Here is a 19,874-nt window from a genome sequence, read left to right on the forward strand (position 1 = left end):
AGAGCAAAATGCCTGTGGCCCCTGGACCCCGGCCTTCGCCGGGGTGACGGAAGAGAGGAGAGCTAGGTGCTTCTCCAATTTGCACCGGAAGAATCCGCCTCAAAGGCCCACCCCGGCACCCATTCATAAGGAACAGCACCATCATGGAGATGCGGCAGAGCGATGTGATTGTCATCGGGTCCGGGATGGCCGGGCTGGTGGCGGCGCTGCGTCTGGCGCCGCGTCGGGTGACGCTGTTGACCAAGACGGGCGATCTGCCGGGCGGGTCCAGCCATTGGGCGCAGGGCGGGGTGGCGGCGGCGGTTGATCCCGCTGATAACCCCACCGACCATGCGGCCGACACGGTGGTGGCCGGGGCCGGGCTGACCGATGCCGATATGGCCGATCTGCTGGCCCGGGAAGGGGCAAGCCGGTTAAGCCGCTGGATCGCCGAGGGGATGCCGTTTGACCGTACCCCCGCCGGCAAGCTCTGCCTGGGGCGGGAGGCGGCCCATGGCGTGGCCCGTGTGCTGCACGCCGGCGGCGATGCCACCGGCCGTACCCTGGTGGCCGATCTGGCGGCCCGCGTGCGGGGGGCGGCGCATATTGATGTGCAGGTCGATGCCTTTGCCTGGGATCTGGTGCTGGATCGCAAGGGGGCGCTGGCGGGTGTGCTGGCCCATCATGGCGATGCCGGCTGGGTGTTCCATCGCGCGCCCGCCCTGCTGCTGGCCAGCGGCGGCATCGGCCAGCTTTACCGCCACACCACCAACCCGGTGGAAGCGACGGGCGACGGCCAGGCCATGGCGGCCCGCGCCGGGGCGGTGCTGGCCGATATGGAATTTGTGCAGTTCCACCCCACGGCGCTAGCCGCCGGCACGGTCGGTCAGGTGCCATTGCTGACAGAGGCGCTGCGCGGGGCCGGGGCCCATCTGCTGGATGGGGCGGGCCGCCGCTTCATGCGTGATGAGCATGTGGGGGCGGAACTGGCCCCACGCGATGTGGTGGCCAAGGCCATTGGCCGGCGCATCGCCGCCGGGGAGCCTGTGTTCCTGGATTTGCGGGCCATCTGGGCGCGCGGCGGGGCGGCGCAGTTCCCCACCGTAGCCGGCATCTGTGCGGCGGCCGGGATCGATCCGGCCACCACCCCCGTCCCGGTAGCCCCGGCGGCGCATTATCATATGGGCGGCGTGCTGACCGATGCCGATGGCCGCACCAGCATCCCCGGCCTTTATGCGGCGGGGGAGGTGGCCTGCACCGGGGTGCATGGGGCCAACCGGCTGGCCAGCAATTCCTTGCTGGAGGCACTGGTTTTCGCCGAACGCGCGGCGGAGGCGATTTTGGCCAGCCCCGCCAGCCCGGCTTTGCCGGTGGCCCTGCCCGATGTACCGGCCATCGCCCCTGGCCCCGCCGCCGCAAAGGAAGCCATGGCAGAGGCCGCCAGCCTGATGGCGGAAGGGGCGGGGCTGTTGCGTGATGCTGCCGGCCTTGCCCGCACTCAGCAAGGGCTGGATGCGCTGGAAGCCCGCATCGCCGCCATCCCCATCGCCAGCACGGGGCATGACACGGTGATGCAGGCCGGCGCCTTGCGCAACCAGTTGCTGGTGTCGCGGCTGGTGCTGCGCGGTGCTGTGGCCCGGCAGGAAAGCCGGGGTGCCCACCAGCGGGCCGACTGGCCCGATACGCGGGCCGACTGGCGCCGCCGCCTGCGCCAGACCGTGGCAGGATTGCTGGATGATGCCGCCAAGCAAGGCCGGCAGAACCAGAACAGCCACCTGCCCCATCCCTGAATTTCCCTGACAACCGGTGTTGTGATGAGCCTGCCGCTTTACCCGCTGATGTATGATGCCCTGATCCGTGACGCGCTGACGGAGGATCTGGGGCTGGCGGGCGACCTGACGACGGATGCCTGTGTCCCCGCCGAGGCGCAGGCCAAGGCCCTGTTCCGCGCCCGGCATGATGGGGTGGTGGCGGGGCTGGATGCAGCCCTGCACGCCTTCACCGTGCTGGACCCCAGCCTGCGCATCACCCGCCACGCGGCGGATGGCCAGCGTATCGGCCCCGGCACGGTGCTGGCGGTGGTGGAGGGTGCCGCGCGGCCCATCCTGTCGGCGGAACGGGTGGCGCTGAACCTGCTGGGCCGGCTCTGCGGCATTGCCAGCGAGACGCGGCGACTGGTGGACAAGGTGGAGGGGACCGGCGCGCAGATCGTCTGCACCCGCAAAACCACCCCCGGCCTGCGCGGGCTGGAGAAATATGCCGTGCGGGTGGGCGGTGGCGGCAACCACCGCTTCGCCCTCCATGATGCCGTGCTGATCAAGGATAACCATCTCGTGGCCGCCGGTGGCCTGCGCGCGGCGGTGGAACGCGCCCGCGCCCGCGTCGGCCATATGGTGAAGATCGAGGTGGAGGTGGATAATCTGGACCAGTTGGCCGAGCTGATCGACCTGAAGGTCGATGCCGTGCTGCTGGATAATATGGATGTGCCCACCCTGAAACGCGCCGTTGCCATGGTGGATGGCCGCATGATTACCGAGGCATCGGGCGGGGTGACGCCGGACACTATCCGCGCCATCGCGGAGACGGGCGTTACCCTGATCTCGCTGGGCTGGCTGACCCATTCGGTGAAGAATTTCGATATCGGCCTGGATTTCGAGCCGGTTTGATCCGCCTCACCGCGCCGACCTGTTTTCCCCGCCACAGGGGCGTTGCGCGGGACAGATGGGGGTGGGACCGGCCAGGGCCAGCCGCACCCGGCCCACCCCGCGCCGCGTCAGGCCCAACTGCCGGGCGGCGGCTTCCGACAGGTCGATATCGCGCCCGGCCCGAAACGGCCCCCGGTCATTGATACGAACCTGCACACTCTGCCCGGTTTCAACCGCCACCACCGTCAACAGGGTGCCAAAGGGCAGACAGCGATGGGCGGCGGTCAGGGCAGTCCGGTCAAAAATCTCCCCACTGGCCGTGGGGCGGCCATGATGGCCCGGCCCATACCAGGAAGCGGTGGCGCCCTGGCCTGCCTCTGCCCGGCAAGGTGCCGCCGCCTGGGTCAGCGGCGCCCACAGGACCGACAGACCGGCAACGACCCCACATAACAGGGACCGCATGATGATACTCCGTCCAGAAAGAACGGCGTTTCATCTACGCCCGCATCGACCGGATGCCAAATAAAAATCCATTTATACTGGGTTTATTGGGGCTGATTGACGAAAAATAAGGAGATTTTTATGCGGATATATTGATTCCCATATTGAGTCTTTATGCCGACATTAAGGAATTTTTACTGTTTGTCTAGAAAGTCTGGTTTGATTTCAATTTCACCGTCACCCCGGCGAAGGCCGGGGTCCAGTTCGTAAAGCAAAGCGCCTGTAATTCTGGACCCCGGCCTTCGCCGGGGTGACGGTGAGGATACAGTAATACCAATCTCCCTTGATCGTGACCGATCCAGGGAGATTTTGCGTTCCCTAATGCGCCGGGCGCTGCCTTCGGCAGCTTGGCTTACGCCGCACGTGCGGCGGGCCGGCGGTCGCCGGCCTTCAATCCACCAAGGGTCAAACCCTCGGCGGATTGGTATAAGATTTTGAAAAGAAGGAAAACCTTCCAAACAGACACTTACTATCCGCCGGCCTGCATCAGCCCCATCTCCCGCAGCACCCCGGCCAGGATTTCATAAGACCGGATGCGGGCCTGATGGTCGTAAATCTGGGCAGCGACGATGACCTCATCCGGCCGGGTCAAGGCCAGCAGGGCGGTCAGCCGGTCGCGCAGCGTTTCCGGCCCGCCCACCGCACCAAAGCCCAGGGCGCGGCGGATGCCCGCCAGCTCATGCGGGGCCATGCCGGCTTCCACATTTGCATCGGGCGGCGGCAACAGGCCGGGATTGCCCCGGCGCAGGGCCAGGAACTGCTGCTGGATGGAGGTGAACAGCAGCCGGGCCGTTTCATCATCATCGGCGGCATAGACATTCAAGCCCACCATGGCATAGGGCTTGGCCAGCCGGGCAGAGGGGCGGAAGCGTGAGCGGTACAGCTCCAGCGCCTCCACCACATAATCCGGCGCGAAATGGGAGGCGAAACCATAGGGCAGGCCCAGTTCCGCCGCCAGTTCCGCCCCGAACAGGGACGATCCCAGAATCCAGACCGGGATGTCCATCCCTTCCCCCGGCACGGCGCGCACCCGCGCCAGCGCATCCACGGGGCCGAAATATCCCAGCAGTTCCACCACATCGCGCGGAAAACTGTCGCCCGAGCCGGCCAGGGTGCGGCGCAGGGCGGCCGCCGTCGCCCCATCGGTACCCGGTGCGCGGCCCAGCCCCAGATCGATCCGGCCGGGGAACAGCGCTTCCAGCGTGCCGAACTGTTCGGCCACCTGCAGCGGCGCATGGTTGGGCAGCATGATGCCGCCCGCCCCCACCCGGATGCGGCTGGTGGCGGCGGCGACATGGCCGATCACCACCGCGGTGGCGGCACTGGCGATGCCGGGCATGGCATGATGTTCGGCCAGCCAATAGCGCTGATACCCCAGCGCCTCGGCATGGCGGGCCAGATCGGCGCTGTTGCGCAGCGCCTGGGCGACATCGGCCCCGCGCGGTACGGGCGACAGGTCCAGCACGGAAAAGGGGATGGCATTCATAGCGGCGGCATCCGGCTCAATAATGAACCATCAGCATAAGGCCGGCAGCCCAGGCCGGCTGTGATGGGGCACACGGGGGTGGGCGGACCGTGTTGAAGGGACGGGAAATTTCAACATGATTGAAATAAAATAATGATGGGGCAGGGGATTATTATATTTGCCAGAAAATTTACTGATCCCCGATGAATGTTAGCGCAATCAAATCGATGATTTCCTATACCGATGTATATGTAACCTGTTTCGTCCATGACTATTGAAGAAATGCGCCTGATCCTGCTCGGGATTTAACCACCTCCTGTCAGGGTGCCGTGATGAACCTCTCTCGCTTCAGTATCTCTGCCCGTATTCTCGGCGTCATCATTTTGCTGGGACTGCTGACACTGTTTGTCTCTCTCTTCGCCAGCCAGCGGCTGACGAAGGTCGATGATGCTTACAGTGACCTGTTGGCCAGCGACGTCACGGCCACGATTGAACTGGCCCGCGCCAACCGCGCCATCACCGCCGTTGGTCGCCAGACCTACAAGCTTATTGCCCAGTCAGACGATGCCCGGATGCAGGCAGCGGTCGAGAACGTCAGTCGCAACCGTGACGCTGTGCTGACGGCTTATGAGAGTGTCGCCAAAATTATACCCGAACATGCCGATGAAATTGCACAGTTGCGGGGTCGGTTTGAGGACTTGATGCGCGATTACGATCAGATCAAGCCTTTGGCATTGGCCAACAAGAATGAAGAAGCCCTGTCTATTTTAAATGCAAAATTCGATCCCAAGCTTGATGCTTTGCGGGATAATAATGTCAAGCTGACCGATCTGGTTCGTAAGAATATGAACGAAAATTCCGACCAGCTTACGGCAGACTCTATTTTCGCCCGCAACCTTATCCTGTCACTGTCGGCACTGGGTCTGCTGCTGTTCGGCGGTCTGGCCCTTTACATCGCCCGCTTCACCATTTCCGGCCCCATCGGCAAGCTGACGGGGGCCGTGGCAGAGGTGGCGGGTGGCAATCTGACCATCATTGTGCCGGGCCTTGGGCGGGGTGACGAAATCGGCCAGCTGGCTGCCGGTCTGGAAACGTTCAGGAACAATGCCATCCGCGCCCGTGAACTGGAAGAAGAGGCCAAGCGCGCTGAGCTGCGGGCGGAAGAAGAACGCCGCAGTGCCATGCTGACCCTGGCGGATAATTTCGAATCCAGCGTGATGAGTGTCGTCTCCCTGGTGGCCTCTGCCGCGACCGAGCTGAACGCCAATGCCCAGTCGTTGGCCGCCGGGGCCGAACAGGCCCGCAGCCAGACCAGCATCGTGTCGGCCGCTACCGAACAGACCTCCGCCAATGTGCAGACGGTCGCCGCCTCCGCGGAGGAAATGACCAGCTCCATCGGGGAGATCACCCGCCAGGTCGGCACCTCTGCCAGCATCGCCCGCACGGCGGCCGAGCGGGCCCAGGGTACCAACCAGACCATCCAGAATCTGGCGGCTGAGGCCGACGCCATCGGCGCCGTGGTGAAGCTGATCGCCGAGATTGCCAGCCAGACCAACCTGCTGGCCCTGAATGCCACGATTGAGGCCGCCCGCGCCGGCGATGCCGGCAAGGGCTTTGCCGTGGTGGCGTCGGAAGTGAAGAGCTTGGCCAGCCAGACGGCGAAAGCGACGGAGGATATCTCCGCCCGCATCAACAGCATCCAGCAGGCCACCAACAATGCCGTGACCGCGACGCTGGAAATTACCCGCACCATCGCGGAGATCAACCAGATCGCCACCGCCATTGCAGCGGCGGTGGAAGAACAGGATGCAGCGACCCGCGAAATCGCCCGCAATGTGCAGCAGGCCGCCGTCGGCACCCAGGAAATCGCCGACAATATCACCGGCGTGCAGCAGACTTCCCACGAAACCAGCCAGTCGGCCGGCAGCGTGCTGGGTGCCGCCGGCAGCCTGTCACGCGAAGCAGAAACCCTTCGGGCGCAGGTGATCAACTTCATTCAGCGTGTCCGCGCCGCCTGATCATCATATCGCCCCCCTTTCCCCCAGCGGGAAAGGGGGCAACAATCGGCACCGGCCCGGCCGGCATTGGGTGGCACCCCCAATGCCGGCCGGGTTTTATTTATGGGGCTGCTGGGGTGACGTCCGGGACCGCCAAACTGTCGCTGGGCGCCAGCTGTATCTGATTGAGCATCCCCACGATCAGATCGGCCGTCTGCTGCGCATTCATCTGCACATGCGGCTGCTGTTTCAGGTGATCCACCGCTGTGACACAGGCAGCCAACAAGGGGCGCATCTCCGCCAACCCCTGCTGTCGTCGGGCCCGTTCCGCCAGCAGGGCGCCCTGCGCCTGGGACAGGGCGACAGTCAGGCGCGCATTCTCCGCCTGCAGATAGGACATCACGGCCCTGGCATCCCCATTATCGGGGATGCTGGCGGCATCCGGGGGCGCGACGGCCTCCACCAGCATCGGCCCCTGGCCGGTCAACAGCCATTGCACATTGCCGCCCAGTTCCGCCAGCCGCAGCAAGGTCTCCCCGTTTGGCAGTTCGCCTTTCTCGTAACGCTGCCAGCTGTTGCGCGTCACACCCGCTCGGTTGGCCATATCTGTCTGGCTAAGGCACCATTTTTCGCGCAGGGAGCGGAAACGATTGGAGACGGTCATATCGTTCCCCTCCCTAGCCCGACATGGCAATAGGATATTCCATTTATGTAGTAAAATCCGTTAGTTAAGCCATTTTTGCCGGTAGGGTCTGGATGTGTTTTTTGAAAGATTTCAGCGTTAGACAGTCCAATTTCTGGTGCTATTTGGAAATTTTTATGGTTGAAATCGAATAATTTTTGATGCATCTCTAGCTTCGTCAGCATTTCTGGACATTTCCCCATGGAACCCTGAAGACGCAAAAACCTCTCCGCCGTCCTAATGCCGGGGCCTTTGGCCACTTGTTTAGGTCCGATTTCTGTCAGGCCGCATTGATGCATGTCGCCCGGCATTAAAGGGGGCTGCCTCCCTTTCCTTTGGAAGGTGGGAAGGGCGGTTATACTGTTTTTCAACTCCATTCGGCTGGCAAGGGCTCAAGAAGGGCCGTGTCGGCCCCTGTTGTGCTGAAAAGATAGCACAGCGCCATAAAAGAATTGCCTGCCGCGTTATCAGTCACTGCCCATGGCGCCAGTGACAGAAAGGCGGTCGCCATCCATGACTGCCCCTGTCGCCAGAGCATGGGGGTGTTCCGCCTGTTCAGCCATGGGCACCCTAATATCGACTGGCATAGGACAAATGGATTAATAGGACAATTTATCTATTACTTTAATTATTAAAAACAACCAAACTGATCGTATTTCTCATTCGAGAACATAGAATAGGTTACTTTTGTAAGGTTTAACTGTTGTTTGTTTTCCAAACAAGAAACAAACCCAGTTTAACATGCGCTTTGCTTAAGGAGTGGGTCGATGAAGCTCTCGGATTTCAGCATTTCCGTCAGGATACTGTCGATCATCGCGCTTTTGGGCGTGCTGGTATTAGCGATCAGTATCTTTGCCAATATGCGATTGACGCAGGCCGATGCTGAATATTCCGGTCTGACCCGTGAGGAGGCATCGGCAGCGGTGGAACTGGCGCGCGGCAGCCGGGAGGTGACCGCGCTGGGGCGGCAGGTTTACCGCATGATGGCCCGCGATGATGCCGACACCATCAAAGAAGCGGCGGACCGGGCGGAACAGAACATCATCAACCAGCGCGAAGCCTTTCGCCGCACCCGAGAGGTGGCACCGCAATTCACCGCCCAGATCAACCGGCTGGAAGGGGAATTCGATCAGGTGGTGACGACATATCGCACCATCGCCCCCTTGCTGCTGGCCGATAAGGATGCTGAAGCGCTGCCGCTGATCATCAGCCGGTTCGACCCCCAGCTTGACGCGCTGCGCGACAGCAGCCGGCAGGTGGCGGATGGCATCCGGGATGGGATGTTTGCAGAGTCTGACCGCTTGTCCGCCACGGCGGTGGATACGCGCAACCTTGTCTATGGCGTGACGATTGCCGGGCTGTTGCTGTTCGGTGGTCTTGCCTTTTATATCGCCCGCTTCACCATTTCCGGCCCCATCGGCAGCCTGACCGACGCCATGACGGGGGTGGCCGGCGGCAACCTGACCATCGCCGTGCCCGGCCTGGGCCGGGGGGATGAGATTGGTCAGCTGGCCACCGCCCTGGAAACCTTCAAGGCCAATGCCATTCGCACCCGGGAACTGGAGGCGGAGGCCCAGCGGGCCGAAGAACGGGCGGCGGAAGAACGCCGCCGCACCATGTTGCAGATGGCCGATAATTTCGAATCCAGTGTGATGGGGGTGGTGTCGCTGGTGGCCTCTGCCGCGACCGAGCTGAACGCCAATGCCCAATCGCTGGCCGCCGGGGCCGAACAGGCCCGCAGCCAGACCAGCATCGTCTCTGCCGCCACCGAACAGACCTCCGCCAATGTGCAGACGGTCGCCGCCTCCGCCGAAGAGATGACCAGCTCCATCGGGGAGATCACCCGTCAGGTTGGTGCCTCGGCCAATATCGCCCGCACGGCGGCCGAGCGGGCCCAGGGCACCAACCAGACCATTCAGAACCTCGCCGCCGAGGCCGATGCCATCGGCGCGGTGGTGAAGCTGATCGCCGAGATCGCCAGCCAGACCAACCTGCTGGCGCTGAATGCCACGATTGAGGCCGCCCGCGCCGGCGATGCCGGCAAGGGCTTTGCCGTGGTGGCATCGGAAGTGAAGAGCCTGGCCAGCCAGACGGCGAAAGCGACGGAGGATATTTCCGCCCGCATCAACAGCATCCAGCAGGCCACCAACAGCGCCGTCAGCGCCACCCTGGAAATCACCCGCACCATCGGGGAGATCAACGAGATCGCCACCACCATCGCGGCGGCAGTGGAAGAACAGGATGCGGCGACGCGCGAAATCGCCCGCAATGTGCAGCAGGCCGCCGTCGGCACCCAGGAAATCAGCAGCAATATCAGCGGGGTTCAGGAAACCGCGCAGAGCACCAGCCAGTCGGCCGGCAATGTGCTGGATGCCGCCGGCACCCTGTCGCGGGAGGCGGAAACTCTGCGGCGTGAAGTGGATGGCTTCATCCAGCGCATCCGCGCCGGATAAGCGTTGCCAGCTGGAAAAGGGCGAGGCTCGCCGGTGGTTGACGCTTCCCGCCCTTTTCCAGCACCCTTGCCGGCACAAACCGTCGGACAGGGATAAAAAAATGCTGCATCGCCGTGATTTTCTGGCCGCTGGTGGCGCTGTCGCCGCCGGCGCCTGCCTTTCCGCCTTACCGCTGGCCGCCCTGGCCCAGGCCGCACCCGGTTCGGCGGACAGGGCGCTCTATGATTTCTTCCAGGCCAGCTTTGAACGCGACGTCGCCGCCAGCCCGCTGCGGGCGCTGCAGCTGGGCCGCAGGACCGGCTATGACCAGCTGGATGATATCAGCGCCGCCCGCCGCGCCGCCGACCATGAACGCGATGCGGCCGATCTGGCGACACTGGCCCGGCTGACCACGCCCGACCTGTCGCCCCAGGCAAGGCTTTATGCGCGGCTGCTGCGCTTGCGGCTGGAACAGGCGCGGGCCGATTATCCCTGGCGCCACCATGATTATGCCCTGACACTGGTCAGCGGGCCGCACACCAACCTGCCCGTCCAGCTGATCAACCAGCATAAGGTGGAGAGCGTGGCCGATTTCCAGGCCTATCTCAGCCGGTTGAGCCAGTTTCCGCGCTATTTCGGGCAGGTGGAGGAACGGTTGCGGCTGGCCGATCAGGCGGGCGTACTGCCGCCGCGTTATTTCTTCCCCGACCTGATCAGCGCTTGCCGTAACCAGATTGACGGGCGCCCCTTCGAACCCTCGGCCCCGGTGGATGCGCCGCTTTATGCCGACCTGAAGGCCAAGCTGGCCAAGCTGCCGGAAGGCGAGCAGCCGGCCTTGCTGGCCGCGGCGGAGGCAGCGCTGACCGGATCGGTGGCGCCCGCCTATCAATCGCTAATCAAATGGCTGCAGGGGGCGGCCCCGCGCGCCAATCCGGATCATGGGGTCTGGCGCCTGCCGGATGGTCCGGCCTATTACGCCGCCTGCCTGAAACGCTGGACCTCCCTGCCGCTCACCGCCGAGGCGGTGCACCGCATCGGGCTGGCAGAGGTGGCCCGCGTGCAGGGCGAAATCCGCGCCATCATGGCCAAGGTCGGCTTTCAGGGCGATCTGACGGCCTTTTTCACCTATACCCGCGACGATGACCGGTTCTATTTCCCCGATACGGCAGAGGGCAAGGCCGCCTATCTGAAACAGGCGCAGGACTATACGGATTTCATCCGCGCCCGGCTGGATGGCTGGTTCGGCCTGCAGCCCAAGGCCCCGATGGAGGTGCGGGCGGTGGAGCCGTTCCGGGAGAAATCGGCGCCCAGCGCCTTCTATAACGGCCCGTCGCCCGATGGCAAACGGCCGGGCATCTTCTATGCCAACCTGTCCAACATGCGGGCCCGGCCGATCTTCGGGCTGGAGACGCTGACCTATCACGAAGGCATTCCCGGCCATCACATGCAGGTCGCCATTTCCCAAGAGTTGGAAGGCGTGCCGGATTTTCAGAAATTCGGCGGCGGCTATTCCGCCTATGGCGAGGGCTGGGCACTTTATACCGAGCAGCTGGCCAAGGAGATGGGCGGCTTCCAGGACCCCTACAGTGATTACGGGCGGCTGGTGGCGGAGCTGTGGCGCGCCGTGCGGCTGGTGGTGGATACCGGCATCCATGCCAAGAAATGGGATCGCCAGCAGGCCATCGATTATTTCACGGGAAACACCCCGATGGATGTGGACGGGGCCACGCGGGAAATCGACCGCTATATCGGCTGGCCGGGGCAGGCCACCGCCTACAAGATCGGCATGATGAAGATTCTGGAACTGCGGCAGGCGGCCAAGCGGCAGATGGGCAGCCGGTTCAATATCAAGGGCTTCCACGATATTGTGCTGCGCCATGGCCGGCTGCCGCTGGATGTGCTGGCCGAACAGGTTGAGTCTTGGGTCAAGGCTTGAGCGGGAAATTAGGCGTGATCAGGCCGTTCAGGCTCATTTTTCTTGAGTCTTGCCTCATCTTTCCGGGAAAGGCGTCCCCCTTTGCCGGAAAAAATCATGTAACCGGCGGGTAAATCCGGCCCGCCGGCCCCATATCGGCGCTTAACCTGTTATGGAAGGACCAAGAACGGAGCCGATGCCCATGGCCGAACCTGCCGCCCCCGCCCCCGTGTCGCTGCCGCCCGATGATGGCAATGCCGCTCTGGTGGCGGAACTGCGCCATTATCGCTGGGTGGCCGGTGGCTGTCTGGCCGTTGCGGCGGCGGGCTGGGGGGTGAGCCATGCCGGCCTGCTGCCGCCCGGCGTGGCGGCGGGCCTGCGGGCGGTGGCAGAGGCGGGGATGGTCGGCGGGCTGGCCGACTGGTTTGCCGTCACCGCCCTGTTCCGCCGGCCGCTGGGCCTGCCCATCCCGCATACGGCCCTGGTGCCGCGCAACCGCGACCGCATCGCCGACGGCATCGCCACCTATATTGACCGGGAATTTCTGGAACCCACCATGCTGGTGGAACAGGTGCGCCGCATGGACCCGGCCGCCCGCATCGGCCGCCTGCTGGATGATCCACAGACCCGCGAACGGCTGACAGCCCTGCTGATCGGCGCCCTGCCGGGGCTGCTGCGCCCGGACCATGAGGCGGCGGTGCGCAACACGCTGCTGACAGCCATGGCGCGCGGCATGGAGCTGGCCGACCTGCGGCCCGTGCTAGCCCAGGCCCTGCGCGCCCTGCTGCGCAGCGACAATCTGGAACCGCTGCTGACGGAACTGGCCGACCGGCTGATCGATTTCGTCCATACAAGGCGCGGCTGGCTGGAAGAGGTGGTGTCGGGCCGATCGCGCTGGTGGATGCCATCCTCGGTGGATAAATCCCTGGCCAACACGATGACAGAGGCGCTGCTGGGCCATCTTTATGATCTGCGCAGCCCCTACAGCCCGGCCGGGCAGGATCTGCGCCGCTGGCTGGAGGCTTTGCCGGCGGAGATCGAACAGGGCAGCCCCTTGGCTGACCGGCTGATCGCCGCCGCCCGGCGCCTGCTGGGGCCGGACAGCATAGGGCCGCTGATCAGCGATCTGCTGGGCGGGCTGCGGCAAGCCATTCTCAGCGACATGGCCCGCGATGATGGGCGCATCCGTGAACTGGTCCAGGGCTTTGTCGGCTCGCTGGGCCAGCAGCTGGCCGACCCGACGATACGCGGGCGCGTCAACCATAGTGTCGAACAGGCCTTCCAGGCGGCGATTCCCCGCTGGCGACGCGGTATTCACCGTTTCATCACCGGCACGCTGAAGGCGCAGGATGTGGGGGAATTCACCCGCCGGCTGGAAACCCGCGTCGGGCGTGACCTGCAATTTATCCGCATCAACGGCACCATCCTGGGGGCTGCAATTGGCGGTGTGCTGTTCGCCCTGAATGGCTGGCTGGGCTGACGCTCAAAAGCCAACCTGTTCGCCCAACAGCCCGGCCCAGAGGGCCCGCAGGCGGGCATGGTCGGGGCTGGGGCCGGCGGCCAGTTCCTGCATGGCCATGCCGCGCAACATATAAACGGTCAGCACCATCAGATCGGCCAGAGCCGCCCCCGCACCGGGGCGTGGGCGCAGGGCCAGTCCCCAGCTTTGCCCGACGGCCGTAATGAAATCGCTGAAAATGGGGGCCAGGCGCTGTTTCAGCTCCGCATCCGTGCGGGCGGCCAGTGCCACCTCAAACAGCAGGTCACGGTGGCGGCCTTCATAGAAGCGGGCCCAGGCCTGTTCCAGCAGCACGCCCAGCGCGGCCGGCCCGTCGCTGGGCGGTGCCAAGGCGGGGGACAGGGTGCCGGCACTGGCCACCGCTTCGCGCAGCAGCCCTTCCGCCGCCAGGGCCAGCATTTCCGCCTTGGTGTCGAAATGGTGTGCCCAGGCCCCGCGGGAAACCCCGGCCTTGTCCAGGATCACCGACAGTGAGGCCCCGGCATGGCCATGATCCGCCAAGGCATCCAGCGTCGCCGCCACCAGCCGGCGCCGCATCTCCTCCCGCCGTTCCGGCTGGCTGCGCCGCGTGGCCACCACTTCCACCATTTTTCCCATATCCCGGCTGTTTATCCCCGCCAACATCATTGCCACGCCGCACCGCCTGATGTAAAAACAAACCAATCGGTCTGTTTTATAAAATCATCCAGGGAGGAACCACGATATGACCCGGCTGGCCCGTACCATGGCGTTCTATGCCGCCTATCACCAGCACCCGCATAACCGGCTGACGCATTATTTCGGCGTGCCGATCATCGTCTTCTCGCTGATCCTGGCCGCCTCCTATGCCCGGTTCGACATTGCGGGGATGGATGTCAGCGTAGGCATGATGCTGGTGGCGGCCCTGGCGCTGTATTACCTGAGCCTGGATCTGGTGATCGGCACGGCACTGATAGTGGTGGCCATCCCGACGATCTGGCTGGCCGATCAGGTCAGCCGGATGGATGGTGGCACGGCCGCCGCCATCGGCGTGGTGGCCTTTGTCGGCGGCTGGGCCATCCAGCTGCTGGGCCACAAGTTTGAAGGCAACAAGCCGGCCTTGACGGCCAATATCCTGCAAATCTTCATGGCCCCGCTGTTCCTGATGGCAGAGGGCTTCTTCGCCTTTGGTTTCAAAAAGAATATTGAGGCGGAGGTGGATCAGCTGGTGCGCTCCGGCATTGCCGGCCCGGCGGCAAAGGGCCACGCCCGCCACCATCCGGCCTGAACGGATGGGCCCCTGGCAATTGGCACCCGGCCGCCGCATCCTGGTGGCCGGGGCGGGATCGGTCGGCTGCCATGCCGGCGGCTGTCTGGCCCGGGCGGGCCTGCCCGTCACCCTGCTGCTGCGCCCGTCGCTGGCCGAACGGCTGGCCGGCGGGCTGCGCCTGTCCGATCTGGATGGGGCCGACTGGCAACTGCCCCCCGGCAGCCTGCGGCTGGCCACCGATCCAGCAGCGGCCATGGCAGATGCCGGGCTGGTGCTGGTGACGGTGAAGGGCGGCGATACGGATGATATCGGCCAGTTGATCGCCGCCTTCGCCCCCGCCGATGCCCCGGTGATCAGCCTGCAGAACGGCATCGGCAATGCCGAACGGCTGGCCACCCTGCTGCCGGGGCGGCGGGTGCTGGCGGGCATGGTGCCCTTCAATATTGTGCAGATGCCGGATGGCCGCTTTCATCGCGGCACATCCGGCACGGTGATGCTGGCCGATGATCTGCCGGGGCTGGCCGCCGCGCTGAACGTCCCCGGCTGGCCCGTGGCAGGCCGCACCGACATGGAGGCGGTGCTGTGGGGCAAGCTGCTGCTGAACCTGAATAATGGCCTGAACGCCCTGTCCGGCCTGCCGCTGGTGCAGCAGGTGGCGGACCGGCGCTGGCGCTGCCTGCTGGCCGCCCAGATGGCGGAGGCGCTGGTTTTGCTGCATCAGGCCGGTATCCGCCCGGCAAAGGTCAGCGGGGTGAAGCCGGCCCTGCTGCCCTTTGTGCTGCGCCTGCCGGATTGGCTGTTCCGCCGGCTGGCCGGTGCCATGCTGCGCATGGACCCGCTGGCCCGGTCTTCCATGTGGGAAGATCTGCAACGCGGCCGGCGGACGGAGATCGACCGTCTGCAGGGGGCCGTGCTGGCCCTGGCGCAACGGCTGGGCCACAACCCCGCCCGCGCCGCCCCCACCTGCGCCCGTGTGCTGGCCCTGGTACAACAGGCGGAACGGGCGGGGGCCGGTTCCCCCCGCCTGCCTGCCGATGCTGTTTCGGGGGCGGCGCTGCCGGGCGGATAAAGGCCCCGGCCGCCCCCTCCCTCAACCGCCCTGCAGCTTCACGCTCACCTCAACAATCCCATGGTCATCGGGATTGTCATGGGCGGCGAAGCCCAGTTCGCGGCAGAGGCCCAGCATGGAGACATTCTCCCGCAGCACCTCCCCGAACACTTCATGGATGCCGCGATCCTTGGCATAGGCCAGGATTTCCCGCATCAGCAGCGATCCCAGCCCCTTGCCCTTCATGTCGCTGCGCACCAGCACAGCATATTCGGCCCTTTCATGGTTGGGATCGGCGGTGATGCGCACCACGCCATAGACGGGGCCCTTGCCATCAGCATCCATCATGCCGGTCGGGACGGCGACCAGGGCCATTTCACGGTCATAATCAATCTGCGTCAGCCGGGCTGCCAACTGGTGCGACAGGCGGCGCAGCGGCGCGAAGAAGCGCAGGCGCAAATCCTCTACACTGGTATGAGAGACCTGATCATGGATCAGCGGCTCATCCTCCGGCCGGATCGGCCGGATCAGGAATTCCTGCCCATCGCGCAGCGTCACCTTATGTTCCAACCGCTTCGGATAGGCACGGATGGCCAGCCGGTGGCGGGCCTGTTCGGTGACCGGCACCACGCGGATGCGGGCATCCAGCGCCAGAATGCCGGTTTCATCGGCAAAGAGCGGGTTGATATCCAGCTCTGAAATTTCCGGGAAATCGATCACCAGCTGGCTGATCTTGGTCAGCGACAGGGCGATGGCATCCAGGTCCGCCGCCGGGCGGTTACGATAGCCCTTCAACAGCTTATAGACGCGGGTGCGGGCCATCACCTCATGCGCCAGGTTCAGGTTCAGCGGCGCCAGGGTCAGCGCCTTGTCGCCCACCACCTCCACCGACGTGCCACCGGCCCCGAACAGGATGACGGGCCCGAACAGGCTGTCATCCACCATGCCGACGATCAGTTCATGCGCCCCCGGCCGGTGCGCCATTTCCTGCACGGTGAAACCTTCGATCCGGGCCTCTGGATAGACGCTGCGCACCCGCTCCAGCATGGCTTCGGACTCCGCCCAGACCTGGGCCGGCAGCAGGTTCAAGGCCACGCCGCCGACATCGGATTTATGGGTGATATCCTGCGACAGGATTTTCAGGGCGATGCGCCCGCCCAGCCGCTTGGCGGCGCGTTCGGCCTCTGCTGGGCTGGCGGCGATCACCGTCTGCACGCAGGGGATGCCATAGGCGCGCAACACCTCCTTCGCCTCATATTCCGACAGCCAGGGCCGCCCTTCCTTCAGGGCGGCGTCTATCGGGGCACGGGCGGCGGCCATATCCACATCGAACTGTTCGGGCACGCTGGTCGGCGTTTCCATCAGCAGTTCCTGGTTGCGCTGATAGCGTACCAGATGCAGGAAGGCCGTCACCGCCTGGTTGGGCGTATGGTAATTGGGGATGCGCGCCACATCGAACAGCTTGCGCGCCGGGGCCGCCTGCTGTTCGCCCAGCCAGTTGGTCAGGATTGGCACCTTGCGGTCGCCGCCGCCGCGCTGGTTGCGCGCCTGCACGGCGGCCACCACAGCCTGGGCGGCATCGCGCCCATCGGCCACCGCCGTCGGGCAGTTCAGCACCAGCACGGCATCACAGCCGCGATCATCCATCAGAATGTTCAGCGCATCGGCGTACCGTTTTCCATCGGCGTCACCGATGATGTCCACCGGGTTGCCATGGCTCCAGGTGGCTGGCAGCACCTTATTCAGCTTTTCCAGCGTCTCCGGCGACAATTGCGCCAGCTTGCCGCCGCCATCGATCAGCGCATCAGTGGCCAGCACGCCGACACCGCCGCCATTGGTCAGGATGGCCAGCCGGTCGCCCTTGATATGCACGCCGGTGGCCAGCGTCTCCACGGCGGAGAACAGCTCGTCCAGCTCGCCCACCCGCAACATGCCGGCGCGGCGGAAGGCGGCATCATAGACGGCATCGGCCCCGGCCAGCGCACCGGTATGGGAAGAGGCGGCGCGCGAGCCTTCCTCGCTGCGGCCGGCCTTGATGACGATCACCGGCTTGGAACGGGCGGCGGCGCGGGCCGCCGACATGAATTTGCGCGCACTGGTGATGGCTTCGACATAGAGCAGGATGGCGCGCACCCCGGCATCCTGGGCCAGATAATCCAGCATGTCGCCGAAATCCACGTCCGACATGGCGCCCAGCGAGATCAGGTGCGAAAAGCCGATGCCGCGCGGCGTGGCCCAATCCACCACCGAGGTGACGATGGCACCTGACTGGGCGACCAGCGCGATATCGCCCTTCAGCGGCGGCACATGGCAGAAACTGGCATTCAGCCCCTGGCCCGGCACCATGATGCCCAGGCAGTTCGGCCCGATGACGCGCAGCAGATGCGGGCGGGCGGCATCCAAAACCGCCTGCTGCAGCTTGCGCCCTTCTTCCCCCATCTCCCCGAAACCGGCAGTGATGACGACGGCGGCCTTGGTGCCCCTGGCCCCCAGTTCGGCAATCAGGCCCGGCACGGTGGCGGGCGGGGTGGCGATGACGGCCAGATCGGGCACGACCGGCAGGTCGGAAACGGATTTATAGGCCAGCACGCCTTCGATGCTGTCTTCACGCGGGTTCACCGGCATGACCGGGCCTTCGAACCCGGCATTGAACAGGTTGCGGGCAATCACCTTGCCCACCGACCGGTCACGGCGGCTGGCCCCGATCAGGGCGACAGAGCGCGGCTTGAACAGCCGGTCCAGGTTGCGGATCGTCATCGGGCGTTCCTTCTCGCTGGCTCAACCCATCGTCTGGTCACGACGCTGCGGGTGATGCTGACAGATCATGGCCGCACCATAAACCCCGCCATTGGTAAGGCGATGACATGGGTCAATCCCCTGTCAGGTTTGTTTTGCTACCGGGCGTTCGGCCGATGAATATTTTGTGACGGGGATGATCAGGGGGCCGCCGGATCACTTGGCCCTCTGCCCCAGCCCCTTCAGGGCCAGCCTGGCCTGTTCATGCCCGGCATTGGCGGCCCGCGACAGCCAGATGCTGGCCGCGGCCAGATCCTGCGGCACGCCGCGCCCTTCCCAATGCATCAGGCCCAGGCGATAGGCAGCCTCGGCCAGCGGCGGCTCCCGCGAGGGCAAGGGCAGGCCGGGGCGGACAGGCGGCGGCGGGGTGGCGGCCAGCCGGTAGAAACGGGCGGCCAGATCATCATTGCGCCGCAAGCCGCCGCTGCCATGGTCAAAGGCATCGGCCATCAGGAAGGCGCCGATGGTGCTGCCCTGGCAGGCATGGTCAAAGGCCACCGCCATCGCCGGACGGTCGGCAAAGGGCAGCTTGCCCGCCGCCACCCCGGCCCGGCGGATATCCACACAGGGATCGGCCATCCGGCACTGGTCCAGCCCGGCACAGACCATGGGGGTCGGTGCCGGGGCCGGCACGCAACCGCCGGCAAGCAGGGCCAGCAGCAGCGGGGCACCCGCTTTCAGGCGGTAAACAAGGCGGGCACGGGACAGGGGCATGGCCGGTTCCTGCAACGCTGCAAGGCGTGGATGATAAGGCCGTCGGCCATCCCTTTCCAAGGGGACGAACCGTCCCATCACGGCTGATTGACAAAGCGCACGCCCGTGCTATTCCGGATAGGAAAATCATTGGGGGGACGATTTATGATCCGCGTGCATCACCTGAATATTTCCCGCTCCCTGCGCGTGCTCTGGCTGCTGGAGGAGGCGGGCCTGGATTATGAGGTGGTGCGCCACAAGCGGGACACCAAGACCATGCGCGCGCCGCTGGCGCTGCGCAATCTGCACCCGCTGGGCAAGCTGCCCATCGTGGAGATGGACGGCCAGGTGCTGGCCGAAACCGGCCTGATCATCGAATATATCCTGGCCGCCCACGCCCCCCATCTGGCCCCGGCCGCTACGGATGCGCAGGCGCATTGGCGCTATCGCTACTGGATGCATTATGCCGAAGGCTCGCTGATGCCGCAGCTGCTGTTGAAGCTGATTGCCGGCAAAATGGGCATCCTGGCCCTGCCGATCCGGGGCATGGTGAATGAACAGGTGAAGCTGCACCTGGATTATGTGGAACAGGAAGCCGGTCGCAGCCCCTGGCTGGCTGGTGACCAGTTCAGCGCCGCCGACATCATGATGAGCTTTCCGCTGGAGGTGGCGGTGATGCGCGCCGGCCTGAATGCGCAGAACAGCCCGCATATCAGCCGGCTGCTGCAGGCCATGCAGGCCCGCCCGGCCTATCAGCGCGCGGTGGCCAAGGCAGCGGACAAGGCCTGATCACCCTAACACTTTCGCGCTGTATCCCTAGATGGAATAGTTAATGGGCGTGAATTGACGTTGGGGTTGTGCATCTGATATCTTAATTCGCTTTCATTTTCAGGGGGGATGAAGTGAATTGGTATCTTAAGGTTCTGCGCCAATATGCAGATTTCAGCGGCCGCGCCCGGCGCAAGTAATATTGG

Annotated in this window: 16 protein-coding genes; 9 read left to right on the forward strand and 7 right to left on the reverse strand. The window is 64.8% G+C overall.

Annotated features, from left to right (window positions below; translation table 11 throughout):
- Positions 1–143 precede the first annotated feature (143 nt).
- Positions 144–1,769, forward strand: a complete 1,626-nt coding sequence (locus tag PCJ49_RS12480; protein ID WP_269911190.1) for an L-aspartate oxidase — start codon at positions 144–146, stop codon at positions 1,767–1,769.
- Positions 1,770–1,793: 24 nt separating this feature from the next.
- The gene (gene nadC / locus PCJ49_RS12485) at positions 1,794–2,645 is read left to right on the forward strand and encodes a carboxylating nicotinate-nucleotide diphosphorylase (protein ID WP_269911191.1); all 852 of its coding nucleotides are present in this window, start codon (positions 1,794–1,796) and stop codon (positions 2,643–2,645) included.
- A 6-nt stretch (positions 2,646–2,651) separates the two neighbouring features.
- Here nadC and PCJ49_RS12490 read toward each other — a convergent pair whose 3' ends face one another.
- Positions 2,652–3,086, reverse strand: a complete 435-nt coding sequence (locus PCJ49_RS12490; protein WP_269911192.1) for a septal ring lytic transglycosylase RlpA family protein — start codon at positions 3,084–3,086, stop codon at positions 2,652–2,654.
- 508 nt (positions 3,087–3,594) lie between these two features.
- Entirely contained in the window at positions 3,595–4,611 is a 1,017-nt protein-coding gene (locus PCJ49_RS12495; RefSeq protein ID WP_269911193.1) for an LLM class flavin-dependent oxidoreductase, read from the reverse strand.
- 311 nt (positions 4,612–4,922) lie between these two features.
- Here PCJ49_RS12495 and PCJ49_RS12500 point away from each other — a divergent pair, with 311 nt between their 5' ends.
- On the forward strand, positions 4,923–6,608 hold the full coding sequence (locus PCJ49_RS12500) for a methyl-accepting chemotaxis protein (RefSeq protein WP_269911194.1): 1,686 nt from the start codon (positions 4,923–4,925) through the stop codon (positions 6,606–6,608).
- Between the two features lie 100 nt (positions 6,609–6,708).
- Here the strand turns inward: PCJ49_RS12500 and PCJ49_RS12505 are convergent, their stop codons facing one another.
- Both PCJ49_RS12505 and PCJ49_RS12510 read right to left on the reverse strand, forming a co-directional pair.
- Positions 6,709–7,251: a helix-turn-helix transcriptional regulator gene (locus PCJ49_RS12505; protein ID WP_160106229.1), complete on the reverse strand. Its 543-nt coding sequence runs from the start codon at positions 7,249–7,251 to the stop codon at positions 6,709–6,711.
- A complete protein-coding gene (locus PCJ49_RS12510) occupies positions 7,248–7,580 on the reverse strand; it encodes a hypothetical protein (protein ID WP_269911195.1) in 333 nt (110 codons plus the stop codon). The genes PCJ49_RS12505 and PCJ49_RS12510 overlap by 4 nt, the downstream gene beginning before the upstream one ends.
- 456 nt (positions 7,581–8,036) lie before the next feature.
- Here PCJ49_RS12510 and PCJ49_RS12515 point away from each other — a divergent pair, with 456 nt between their 5' ends.
- From PCJ49_RS12515 to PCJ49_RS12525, 3 genes are all read left to right on the forward strand, one after another.
- Positions 8,037–9,722, forward strand: a complete 1,686-nt coding sequence (locus tag PCJ49_RS12515) for a HAMP domain-containing methyl-accepting chemotaxis protein (protein ID WP_269911196.1) — start codon at positions 8,037–8,039, stop codon at positions 9,720–9,722.
- A gap of 100 nt (positions 9,723–9,822) precedes the next feature.
- A complete protein-coding gene (locus tag PCJ49_RS12520) occupies positions 9,823–11,637 on the forward strand; it encodes a DUF885 domain-containing protein (RefSeq protein WP_269911197.1) in 1,815 nt (604 codons plus the stop codon).
- Between the two features lie 181 nt (positions 11,638–11,818).
- The gene (locus tag PCJ49_RS12525) at positions 11,819–13,096 is read left to right on the forward strand and encodes a DUF445 domain-containing protein (protein WP_269911198.1); all 1,278 of its coding nucleotides are present in this window, start codon (positions 11,819–11,821) and stop codon (positions 13,094–13,096) included.
- Positions 13,097–13,099: 3 nt separating this feature from the next.
- On the opposite strand, the gene PCJ49_RS12530 is transcribed toward PCJ49_RS12525, so the two are convergent.
- Complete coding sequence (locus tag PCJ49_RS12530) at positions 13,100–13,723, reverse strand: TetR/AcrR family transcriptional regulator (protein ID WP_269911199.1); 624 nt, start codon at positions 13,721–13,723, stop codon at positions 13,100–13,102.
- A 115-nt stretch (positions 13,724–13,838) separates the two neighbouring features.
- Here PCJ49_RS12530 and PCJ49_RS12535 point away from each other — a divergent pair, with 115 nt between their 5' ends.
- The gene (locus PCJ49_RS12535; RefSeq protein ID WP_269911200.1) at positions 13,839–14,381 is read left to right on the forward strand and encodes an Mpo1-like protein; all 543 of its coding nucleotides are present in this window, start codon (positions 13,839–13,841) and stop codon (positions 14,379–14,381) included.
- A gap of 19 nt (positions 14,382–14,400) precedes the next feature.
- Positions 14,401–15,432, forward strand: coding sequence for a 2-dehydropantoate 2-reductase (locus tag PCJ49_RS12540; protein WP_269911201.1), 1,032 nt, complete (start codon positions 14,401–14,403; stop codon positions 15,430–15,432).
- A 21-nt stretch (positions 15,433–15,453) separates the two neighbouring features.
- Here PCJ49_RS12540 and PCJ49_RS12545 read toward each other — a convergent pair whose 3' ends face one another.
- The gene (locus PCJ49_RS12545) at positions 15,454–18,168 is read right to left on the reverse strand and encodes a bifunctional acetate--CoA ligase family protein/GNAT family N-acetyltransferase (RefSeq protein ID WP_269911202.1); all 2,715 of its coding nucleotides are present in this window, start codon (positions 18,166–18,168) and stop codon (positions 15,454–15,456) included.
- Positions 18,169–18,363: 195 nt separating this feature from the next.
- Entirely contained in the window at positions 18,364–18,921 is a 558-nt protein-coding gene (locus tag PCJ49_RS12550; RefSeq protein ID WP_269911203.1) for a hypothetical protein, read from the reverse strand.
- Between the two features lie 144 nt (positions 18,922–19,065).
- On the opposite strand from PCJ49_RS12550, the gene PCJ49_RS12555 reads away from it, so the two are divergent.
- Positions 19,066–19,689 (forward strand): glutathione S-transferase, encoded by a 624-nt coding sequence (locus PCJ49_RS12555; RefSeq protein WP_269911204.1) that lies wholly within the window; start codon positions 19,066–19,068, stop codon positions 19,687–19,689.
- Positions 19,690–19,874: the final 185 nt, after the last annotated feature.

This window comes from Niveispirillum sp. BGYR6, from assembly GCF_027568365.1.
GTDB lineage: Bacteria > Pseudomonadota > Alphaproteobacteria > Azospirillales > Azospirillaceae > Niveispirillum.

What these genes read in the sequence shown, in the direction of transcription:
- PCJ49_RS12515 (WP_269911196.1), top strand. Translation starts at nt 8,037, where the DNA reads ATGAAGCTCTCGGATTTCAGCATTTCCGTCAGGATACTGTCGATCATC.
- PCJ49_RS12505 (WP_160106229.1), bottom strand. Translation starts at nt 7,251, where the DNA reads ATGACCGTCTCCAATCGTTTCCGCTCCCTGCGCGAAAAATGGTGCCTT.
- PCJ49_RS12510 (WP_269911195.1), bottom strand. Translation starts at nt 7,580, where the DNA reads ATGCCGGGCGACATGCATCAATGCGGCCTGACAGAAATCGGACCTAAA.
- PCJ49_RS12555 (WP_269911204.1), top strand. Translation starts at nt 19,066, where the DNA reads ATGATCCGCGTGCATCACCTGAATATTTCCCGCTCCCTGCGCGTGCTC.
- PCJ49_RS12495 (WP_269911193.1), bottom strand. Translation starts at nt 4,611, where the DNA reads ATGAATGCCATCCCCTTTTCCGTGCTGGACCTGTCGCCCGTACCGCGC.
- PCJ49_RS12500 (WP_269911194.1), top strand. Translation starts at nt 4,923, where the DNA reads ATGAACCTCTCTCGCTTCAGTATCTCTGCCCGTATTCTCGGCGTCATC.
- nadC (WP_269911191.1), top strand. Translation starts at nt 1,794, where the DNA reads ATGAGCCTGCCGCTTTACCCGCTGATGTATGATGCCCTGATCCGTGAC.
- PCJ49_RS12530 (WP_269911199.1), bottom strand. Translation starts at nt 13,723, where the DNA reads ATGGTGGAAGTGGTGGCCACGCGGCGCAGCCAGCCGGAACGGCGGGAG.
- PCJ49_RS12550 (WP_269911203.1), bottom strand. Translation starts at nt 18,921, where the DNA reads ATGCCCCTGTCCCGTGCCCGCCTTGTTTACCGCCTGAAAGCGGGTGCC.
- PCJ49_RS12545 (WP_269911202.1), bottom strand. Translation starts at nt 18,168, where the DNA reads ATGACGATCCGCAACCTGGACCGGCTGTTCAAGCCGCGCTCTGTCGCC.
- PCJ49_RS12490 (WP_269911192.1), bottom strand. Translation starts at nt 3,086, where the DNA reads ATGCGGTCCCTGTTATGTGGGGTCGTTGCCGGTCTGTCGGTCCTGTGG.
- PCJ49_RS12525 (WP_269911198.1), top strand. Translation starts at nt 11,819, where the DNA reads ATGGCCGAACCTGCCGCCCCCGCCCCCGTGTCGCTGCCGCCCGATGAT.
- PCJ49_RS12480 (WP_269911190.1), top strand. Translation starts at nt 144, where the DNA reads ATGGAGATGCGGCAGAGCGATGTGATTGTCATCGGGTCCGGGATGGCC.
- PCJ49_RS12535 (WP_269911200.1), top strand. Translation starts at nt 13,839, where the DNA reads ATGACCCGGCTGGCCCGTACCATGGCGTTCTATGCCGCCTATCACCAG.
- PCJ49_RS12520 (WP_269911197.1), top strand. Translation starts at nt 9,823, where the DNA reads ATGCTGCATCGCCGTGATTTTCTGGCCGCTGGTGGCGCTGTCGCCGCC.